At 71.9% G+C, this 8,934-nt stretch carries 5 protein-coding genes; 1 reads left to right on the top strand and 4 read right to left on the bottom strand.

Annotation, left to right across the window (positions count from 1 at the left end):
- Positions 1-127: 127 nt before the first annotated feature.
- Positions 128-1,516, top strand: coding sequence for an O-antigen ligase family protein (locus AB0G02_RS21695; RefSeq protein ID WP_360797204.1), 1,389 nt, complete (start codon positions 128-130; stop codon positions 1,514-1,516).
- Positions 1,517-1,665: 149 nt separating this feature from the next.
- Here AB0G02_RS21695 and AB0G02_RS21690 read toward each other — a convergent pair whose 3' ends face one another.
- The 4 genes from AB0G02_RS21690 to AB0G02_RS21675 are packed head-to-tail and all read right to left on the bottom strand — an operon-like array spanning position 1,666 to position 8,769.
- Positions 1,666-2,229 carry an acyltransferase gene (locus AB0G02_RS21690; protein ID WP_360797202.1) on the bottom strand — a complete coding sequence of 188 codons (564 nt, stop codon included), beginning with the start codon at positions 2,227-2,229 and terminating at the stop codon, positions 1,666-1,668.
- Positions 2,226-3,317: a DegT/DnrJ/EryC1/StrS family aminotransferase gene (locus AB0G02_RS21685; RefSeq protein WP_360797206.1), complete on the bottom strand. Its 1,092-nt coding sequence runs from the start codon at positions 3,315-3,317 to the stop codon at positions 2,226-2,228. Before AB0G02_RS21685 ends, AB0G02_RS21690 begins: the two co-directional genes overlap by 4 nt.
- Positions 3,317-3,973 carry a NeuD/PglB/VioB family sugar acetyltransferase gene (locus AB0G02_RS21680; RefSeq protein WP_360797200.1) on the bottom strand — a complete coding sequence of 219 codons (657 nt, stop codon included), beginning with the start codon at positions 3,971-3,973 and terminating at the stop codon, positions 3,317-3,319. The genes AB0G02_RS21685 and AB0G02_RS21680 overlap by 1 nt, the downstream gene beginning before the upstream one ends.
- Before the next feature lie 26 nt (positions 3,974-3,999).
- Positions 4,000-8,769, bottom strand: coding sequence for a DUF4082 domain-containing protein (locus AB0G02_RS21675; protein ID WP_360797198.1), 4,770 nt, complete (start codon positions 8,767-8,769; stop codon positions 4,000-4,002).
- Positions 8,770-8,934 lie beyond the last annotated feature (165 nt).

Genomic DNA, 8,934 nt, shown 5'->3' with positions numbered 1-8,934 from the left:
CTCCCCCCGCCCGCCGCCAGCCGACGGCCAGCGAGCAGACGGTGAAGATCGCCGCGCCCGGTGCGCGCAACGCCGTCGGCAAGCCCGCCAGGCCGTCGTGGCCGACCGACGAAGACGCACCCTGACCGTGTCCGAGCAGTCGGAGCGGTCCGTGCAGCCGGAGCAGCCCGAGCGGTCGGAGCAGCCCGAGCAGGTCGGACCAGCCGCGCGTGCGGTGCCCGTGCGCCGGCGCGCGGACGGCGCCACCCTCGTGCGCCTGTTCCTGTTGGCGCTGCTGATCATCCCGGCCCGGCTCGTGCTGTCGTTCGTGCCGATGACGCTGCCGCCCGCGCTGGTGGTGGCGTTGCTGCTGGGCGTGCTGTGGGTGTCCGGGCAGATGGTCGACACGCTCGGCATGGGCAAGGGCCGCAACCTCGTGCGCACGGCCGTGGCGCTGTACCTGGCGTCGCAGCTGGCGACCTACGGCGTGGCCACCCGGCGCTGGCTGCCGACCGACGAGCTGACCGTGGCCGACAGCAGCATCATCCGGATCACGTCGATGATCGCGGTCGCGGTGTTCGTGTGCGACGCCGTGCGCACGAAGGAGCGGCTGGACGCCGTGCTCAAGCTGCTGCTGGCCTGTGCGGCGGTGGTCGCGTTCGTGGGGCTGGTGCAGTTCGGGCTGGGCGTGGACCTGGCGTCGTACGTGTCGCTGCCGGGACTGCGCGTGCAGGACAACGGGTACTCCGCGATGGAGGCCCGGTCGATCTTCCGCCGACCCACGGGCACCACGAACCACCCGATCGAGTTCGGCCTGGTGTGCGCGATGGCCGTGCCGCTGGGCGTGCACTACGTGTTCAAGGCGAGGGACGACGGCACGCCGCACGTGCGCTGGCTGGTGTGCCTGGCCCTGGTCGGCCTGGGCGCGCTGACGTCGTTGTCGCGGACCGCGCTGCTGGGCATGGCGGTCGGCGCGATCATCATGATCATCACGTTGCCGCGGCGGCGCAAGATCAGCACGGCGTTGATCGGCGGTGGGTCGTTCCTCGGCGCGAGCGTGGTCGTGCCCGGGTTGTTCGGCACGCTGCGCGGGATGTTCTCCAACATCGAGGACGACCCGAGCGTCAAGGCGCGCACGGCGGACTACGAGGCGGCGTGGGAGCAGATCGACCTGAACCCGTTGCTGGGGCGCGGGTTCGGCACGTACCTGCCGACGAAGTACACGATCCTGGACAACCAGTTCCTGCTCACGTTGATCGAGAACGGCTACCTGGGGCTGTTCGCGTTGATCGGCATGTTCCTGGCGGCGGCGTTCGCGGCGATCCGGGTGCGGATGATCAGCCGGGACGAGCACCTGCGGAGCCTGGCGAGCGCCCTGCTCGCGGCCGTCGTGGCGGGTGGGATCGCGTCGGTGACGTTCGACCTGCTGGGGTTCGGCGTGGCCACCGGTCTGGTGTTCACCATGGTCGGCGTGAGCGGTGCGCTGCTGCGCGCCGCCCACGCCGAGCGGAAGGCCACGTCGCGACCGGAGGCGTGAACCGCGGGTCGCGTGTTCCGAGCGTTCAACTCGGGTGTCCTGAGCGTAGGACTCTCGCGCGCTGGAGGTAGGACTCTCGCGTGCTGAGCGTTCAACTCGGGTGTCCTGAAGGTAGGACACGGGTGACGGGAGCGGAGGACACGCGCGGGTCAGGGGAGTTTGGCCAGGCCCTTGTCGGTCTCGGTGTAGCGGTTGTCGCAGTCGCGGCAGACCAGGCCGGCGTCCAGGCGCTGCCCGCAGTCGCACACCCAGCCCTTGTGGGTCGCCGGGTTGCCCGCCACGAACGCGTGCGCCGGGATGTCCTTGGTCACCACGGAGCCGGCGGCGGCGAAGGCGTGCTCACCGATCTCCACCCCGCACACGACGACCGTGCCCGCGCCCAGGGTCGCGCCGCGCCGGACGACGGTGGACAGCAGCGCCTCCCCCGTCCGGCGGATCGCGGCACGCGGGCGGAGGTCGTTGGTGAACAGGACGTTCGGGCCGAGGAACACCTCGTCCTCGCACACCACCCCGTCGAACACCAGGGTGCCGTTCTTCACCGTCACCCGGTCGCCCAGCACCGCCCGGCTCTCCACGAACGCGCCGTCGCAGATGTTGCAGTCCCGCCCGATCCGAGCGCCGGGCAGCACGTGCGCGAACGCCCACACCCTCGTGCCGGCGCCGACGTCCGTGCTCTCGCACAGGCCTTTGGGGTGCACGAAGACCTCGTTCATCGCACGGCCTCCGCGAGCGCCGACACGACCCGCTCCTGCTGCGCGGCGGTGATCTCCGGGAACAGCGGCAGCGACAGGATCTCCCCCGCCACCGCCTCGCTGACCGGGAAGTCGCCCGGCGCGTGCCCCAGGTGCACGTACGCGCCCGTGAGGTGCACCGGCGTCGGGTAGTGGATGCCCGCGCCGATCCCCGCCTCGTGCAGGGACGCCAGCACGCGGTCGCGCGCGGCCACCCGCACCACGTACAGGTGCCACACGGGCACGTTGCCCTCCAGCACCACCGGCAGCGTCACGCCCGGCACGTCGGCCAGCAGCGCGGTGTAGCGGTCGGCCGCCGCGCGGCGCAGCGCGTTCCAGCCCTCCAACCGGCGCAGCTTCGCGGACAGCACCACGGCCTGAAGCGTGTCCAAGCGGCTGTTGAAGCCCACCACCGAGTGCTCGTACTTGCGCGGCGACCCGTGCTCGCGCAGCAGCCGCACCGCCTCGGCCAGCTCGGCGGACGTGGTCAGCACCGCGCCGCCGTCGCCGTACGCGCCGAGGTTCTTGCCCGGGTAGAAGCTCGTCGCGGCGATGTCACCGAGCCCGCCGACGGGCACGCCGTTCCGCCGCGCACCCTGGGCCTGGGCCGCGTCCTCGACGATCGGCACGCCGAACGACCGCAGCTCCTCGACCGGCGCGGCCTGCCCGTACAGGTGCACCGGCAGCAGGGCCTTGGTGCGCGGCGTGATGGCCTCGGCCACCTGCGACACGTCGATCAGGCCGGTGTCGGCCACGCAGTCCACCAGCACCGGCGTGGCGCCGGTCCGGGCCACCGCGCCGGCCGTGGCGATGAACGTGTTGGTGGGCAGCACGCACTCGTCGCCCGGTCCGACGTCGAGCGCCCGCAGCGCCAGCTCGATGGCGTCGGTGCCGTTGCCGACGGCGACGCAGTGCGGCACCTCCTGGTAGGCGGCGAACTCCGCCTCGAACCCGGCGACCTGGCGCCCGCCGACGAAGGCGGTGTTCTTGAGCACCTCGGCCCAACCCTCGGCTACCTCGTCGGCCACCTGCTCGTGCTGGGCACGCAGGTCCACCAGCGGGATGTCGATCACGAACCGTTCCCCTCTCGCAGTCGTCGGGCGGGGTTGCCCGCCCAGACCTCACCCGCGGGGACGTCGACGAGCACCACCGAACCCATGCCCACCACCGCGCCCGCGCCGATCGTCACACCTTCCCGGACCGCACTGCCCTGCCCGAGGTAGGCGCTCTGCCCGACCCGGACCGACCCGCCCAGCGACGCGCGGCCGGCGAACGTGACACCGTCGCCCACCTCGTCGTCGTGGGTGATCAGGACGTGCGGCATGGCCACGACGTGCGCCCCCAAGCGCAACGGCGTCGTCACCACCACACCGGCCAGCAGGACCGTGCCCGGCCCCACCTCCGCGCCGACGGCCACCGAGGCCGCCGGGTGGACCACCGTCGCCCACCGGTCCTCCGGCAGGCCGAGCCGGGCGACCACGCCCAGCCTGCCGCGCGGCCGGTGCGCGCTGGCCACGCACACCAGCACCGCCGCGTCGGTCATCCCGTGCACCAGCTCCGTCCCGCCCAGCACGGGCAGGCCGTCGAGGTCCGCGCCGTGACGCGCCGGGTCGTCGTCCAGCGCGCCCACGGGTCGCCACAGCCCGGGGGTGAGGCGGACGGCCGCGAGGACCTCGCGGGCCAGTCCGCCGCCACCCACCAGCAGCAGGGGCCTGGGTGCGCTCATCCGGTGGTGAACACAACGTCGGCCCCCTAGTTGCTGCCGGCGTAGGACGAGTCCGGGAACCCGGGGCCGGACCGGAAGACCCCGTTGCGGGTGCCCTCGGCGGTGGCCGGCGCGCTCAGCGGCGGGCTGGTCACGGCGTTGCCCATGAAGTACCCGGTGTCGACCGAGTAGTGGCCGTTGGGCGCGGTGTAGGAGACCACGTAGCCGGTGCCCGCGGTGACCGGCACCGGTGCGGCGAACGTGAGCGTCTGCCAGCCGGTGGCCGTCTCGCCGGTGAACGTGCCGGTGGCCTTCTGGTTGCCCGCCGCGTCCCACAGCGTGCCCGTGTGCGTGCCGGTGTTGCCCGCGCCCTTGTAGAACCGGACCCCGGTGACGGAGCCGTTCACCGAAGGCACGAACCGGACGCCCAGCTCGTACGAGCCGCCGTCGTCGGCCGACGCCACCGTGGGCACGGTCGCCGCGCTGAACAGCGAGCACGGGCAGTCGCCGTCGGTGGTCGTGGTGAACGACCAGGTCGTCGGCGCGGTCATCAGGTTGCCGTAGACGTCCGCGACGCGCAGGCTCGCGGTGTAGGTCATGCCGCCGCCCAGCGCCGCCGCCGGTGTCCAGGTCACCCGCTGCTGGCCGGCCGACAGCGACAGCGTGCCCGCGATCTTCGCGCCGCCGGAGTCCGCGAGCGTGAACTGGGCCGTGCTGAGGTCGACCGGCTCGTCGAACGACGCGGTCAGCGGCCAGGTGCGGTCCACCTCCGACGCGCCGTCGAGCGGGGTGCGCCCGTTGACGACCGGCGGGGTGTTGTCGGTGTTGGGCAGGAAGACGACGTCGACCCAGTAGTTGCCGCCCGCGTAGGAGTTCGTCGGGTGGCCCGCGCCGGCGCGGTAGACACCGTTGCCGCCGTTGGCCGCCTCGGGGGCGGACAGCGGTCCGGAGGCCGCGGTGTAGCCGGAGAAGTACCCGCTGTCGACGGAGTAGTGGCCGGTGGTCGTGGTGTACGACGCGGTGTAGGTCTGGCCCGCCGACACGTGCACCGGTGCGGCGAAGGTCAACGTCTGCCAGCCCGTCGCCGTCTCCGCGGTGAACGTGCCGGTGGCGAGCTGCTGGCCGCCGGCCGACCACAGCGTGCCGGTGTGCGTGCCGGTGTTGCCCGCGCCCTTGTAGAACTTGACGCCGGTGATCCGGCCGCCCGCCGCCGGGGTGAACCGCACGCCCAGCTCGTAGGCGCCGCCGTCGTCGGACGAGGGGGTCGTCGGCACGGTCGCCGCGCTGAACAGCGAGCACGGGCAGATCACGTCCGCGCTGGTGGTGAACGACCACGTCGCCGCATCCGGCATCGGGTTGCCGTTGGCGTCGGCGATCAGCACGTTGGCGGTGTAGCGGGTGTTGGGCGCGAGCTTGCCGCTCGGCGTCCAGGTGGCCGTGCGCTGGTCGGCGGACAGCGACACCGAGCCGGTCAGCTGCGCGCCGCGCGGGTCGGTCAGCCAGACCTGCGCGCTGGCCGGGTCGACCGGTTCGCTGAACGTCGAGGTCAGCGGCGCGGTGGCGGCGACGTTCGTCGCGTTCACGGCCGGGGACCGGTTGGTCAGCGTCGGCGGCGTGGTGTCGCCGTTGAGGCCGTTGCGGTAGACGACGTCGACCCAGTAGTTCGTCCCGTTGTAGGACGAGGTGGGGAACCCGCCACCGCCGCCGTAGCGGTACACGCCGTCGGGCCCGTCGACGCCGTCGGCCAGCGCCCGCAGGCCCGCGTAGCTCGCGCCCTGGCCGGCGAAGTAGCCGCTGCTGACCGCGTAACGCCCGTTGGGGGCGTAGTAGGACACGACGTAGGTGGTGTTCGCCTGCACGACCACCGGCGAGGCGAACGTCAGCTTCTGCCAGCCGCTCGCGCTCTCGTTGGTGAACGTGCCGGTGGCCAGGAGCAGGCCGTTGGACGACCACAGCGACCCGGTGTGCGTGCCGGTGTTGCCGGTGCCCTTGAAGAAGCGGACGCCCAGCACCTCGCCCTTGCCGTTGAAGCGCACCTTGGTGCCGACCTCGATCGGCGTGGTGTCGTTCGCCGCGTACACCGCGGGCCGGGTGAAGTCGTCCCAGACCGTGCACGGGCAGGTCGCGGGCCGGATCGCGCCGGTGGTGAAGGACCACGTCGACTGCGGCGTCTGGTTGCCCGCCGCGTCCGACACGCGCAGCGCGACGGTGTAGCCGGTGTTCGGGCTGAGCGCCTGGGCCGGGGTGAAGGTGACCGTCTTGTTCTCGGCGGACAGCGCCACCGAGCCGGACACCGCGCCGGCCGGACCGGTGACGGTGAACTGGGCGGAACCGGGCGCGACGGCCTCGTCGTAGGTGGCCGAGACGGTCGGGTTCAGCGACACCGTGCCCTCGCCGCTCACCGGGTTGGTGGACACCAGCAGCGGTGCCCGCTGGTCGGGCCCGGGGTCGGTCGCCCACACCACGTCGACCCAGTAGTTGCTGCCCCAGTGGGACTGGGTCGGGAAGCCGGGCCCGCCGAACCGGAACAGGCCGTTCGTGCCGTCCTGGCCGTTCTTGAGGCCGGTGAGCGGTTCGAGGTAGCGCTGCTGCTGGAAGAAGTACTCCAGGTCGTAGGAGTAGTGCCCGTTGGGCGCGAAGTACGACACCACGTACGTGACGCCCGCCAGCACCTTCACCGGCATGGCGAAGGTCAACGTCTGCCAGCCGCTCGCGGTCTCGTTGGCGAACGTGCCGGTGGCCATCGGGTTGCCCGCCGCGTCCCACAACGTGCCGGTGTGCGTGCCGGTGTTGCCCGCGCCCTTGTAGAACTTGACGCCGCGCACGTAGCCGTCGCCGTTCGCCCGCCACTTCACGCCCAGCTCCAGCGGCGACGCGTCACCGCTGTCGGCCACGTCGGGGGTGTTCGCGGTGGTCCACAGGCCGCACGGGCAGGTGCGCGGGTTGACCCCCGGCGTGGCCACGACCGGCGTGGACAGGTTCGCCGAGTCGTCCACCGCGCGCACGCGCAGGCTCGCCGGGCCGGACTGGCTCGGGGTGTAGGTGTAGCTCCACCCCGTCTGCCCGGCCTGCCACACCGCCGGGTGCCAGCGGGTGCCGCCGTCGGTGGACACCTCGACGCCGCCGACCTGGCCGCCGACGTCGGTGACCGAGCCGGCGAACGTGTACGCGGCGCCCACGGCCGACAGCGGCGGCACGGAGGTGAACGCCACCGCCGGCGCCTGGGTGTCGGTGCTCTTGGTCGCCTGGGTCAGCCCGGCCTGCAACGTCGTCGCGCTCACGCCCATGTCGGCCAGGAAGTTGACCGTGGCCTGCTTGATCCGCACGTCGGAGGTCGGCGTGTTGGTGAGGAACGCGTGCTCGTCGTCCACGCCCCAGGCCCACTGCACGGTGCCGGCGCCGAACACCAGCGCCCCGCTCGCGTGCCGGTAGTAGGTGATGGCGTGGGTCTTCGTGTCCGGGGTGTAGAGGTCGCCGTGGTTCTGCAGCACGTACGGGCCCTCGGACATGGCCACGGTGGTGCGCGACAGCTGCGCCACGCCGGCCGGCTGGAAGCCGTTGTCCTCCACCGAGTTCCACTCGTAGCCCAGCGTGCCCGGCTGGAACGTGTAGGTGCCGGACATGCTCTGCAACGACGTGTGCCGCCACAGTCGCATCCGGCCGTACGCGGCCGGGACCTGGAGCGCGTCCTCTCGGCGGCCGTTGACCGTGAACAGGTTGCCCAGCAGCGCGTTCTCCGGGCGCCCGCCGTCCTGCTCGGGGTAGCGCGGGTCGCGCCAGGTGCCGGTCCAGTCGCTCAGTCCGTCGCTCTGGGTGCCCTTGGTCTCCTTGTAGCAGGCGACCGTGCGCCAGTCGGTGTGCGAGGAGTCGATGCTCTTCTCCCACCGGGTCTTCCAGAAGATCTCGTTGCCGGTGAGGAACGCCAGGTGCACGCCCGCGTCCCGGGCCGCCTCCACGTTGGCGCGCTGCTCGTTCGACCAGTACTCGTCGTGGCCGACGGCCATGAACACCTTGTGGTTCTTGATCAGCTGGCCGCGGCGGGCCGAGTCCACGTCGGTGGTGTAGCTCAGGTCGTACCCGTTGGCCTCCAGGAAGCGCAGCATCGGGTACTCGGCGTTGAAGATGAAGTTGTCGTCGCCGTCGCCACCGGTGTACGGGCGGTTGTAGCTGACCTTGTAGGCCTGGCCGCCCTGGCCGGGGCCGTCGCCGAAGTACAGGCTGTTGCCGCCGTAGCGGTTGTAGGCCGCCCAGGTCGAGTCGGAGGTCTGGAACAGGACCTTCGAGGTGCTGGTGTCGTCGCGGACGACGAAGACGATCTCGTTCTCCGCGCCGTTGTCGTTGCGGTGGGTGCGCGCGTAGTAGATGCCCGACACCGCGGTGAGCGGCACGTTCCAGCCCAGCGACACCGCCCAGTTGCCGCAGTCGATCAGCGCGCTGCCGTCCGTGCCGCGCTGGCACGGCGGCTGGTTCTGCGCGGTGGTGCGGCTGATCCGCTCCTGGAACCGCGCGCCGACGCCGCCGTACCAGCCGAGCCGGTAGATGTCGATGTAGTAGGACGACGCGCTGGTGAGCATCTTGAAGTCGACCCGGCCGCCGGGGGTGGCGCTGATGTCGGTGGTGAAGCCGAGGATGCCGTCGTCCCGGTAGGACACCTGCCAGTCGGCCGTGCCCTGCTTGGTGTTCTCGCAGGCCACCTTGTTGACCACGGGGGCGTCGCACGGCGCGGCGGCGGCCTCGGGCGCGCGCAGCAGACCGACGACCGTGACGGTGGACGCCACGAGGGCGACGACGACCAGCAGGCGCAACAGGGCTGTCACGACAACGGGTCTGGCGCGTCTCTGGTCGGCGGTCATGGTGTTTCACCTCTCGGGCACTGCGGTGGTGACTGCGAGTGATGCGGTGCGCACTACGTCGACCAGTGGAGCACTGCTGCTCCGAACGTCGCGTGGACCGCACTTCGCGTTACAGCACAAGATGATCCG

This window comes from Actinosynnema sp. NPDC023658, assembly GCF_040639995.1.
Classification (GTDB): domain Bacteria; phylum Actinomycetota; class Actinomycetes; order Mycobacteriales; family Pseudonocardiaceae; genus Actinosynnema.
This window is presented reverse-complemented; position numbering and strand designations above follow the sequence as displayed.

Coding starts and splice junctions, on each gene's coding strand:
- AB0G02_RS21690 (WP_360797202.1), bottom strand. CDS start 2,229: ATGAACGAGGTCTTCGTGCACCCCAAAGGCCTGTGCGAGAGCACGGAC.
- AB0G02_RS21680 (WP_360797200.1), bottom strand. CDS start 3,973: ATGAGCGCACCCAGGCCCCTGCTGCTGGTGGGTGGCGGCGGACTGGCC.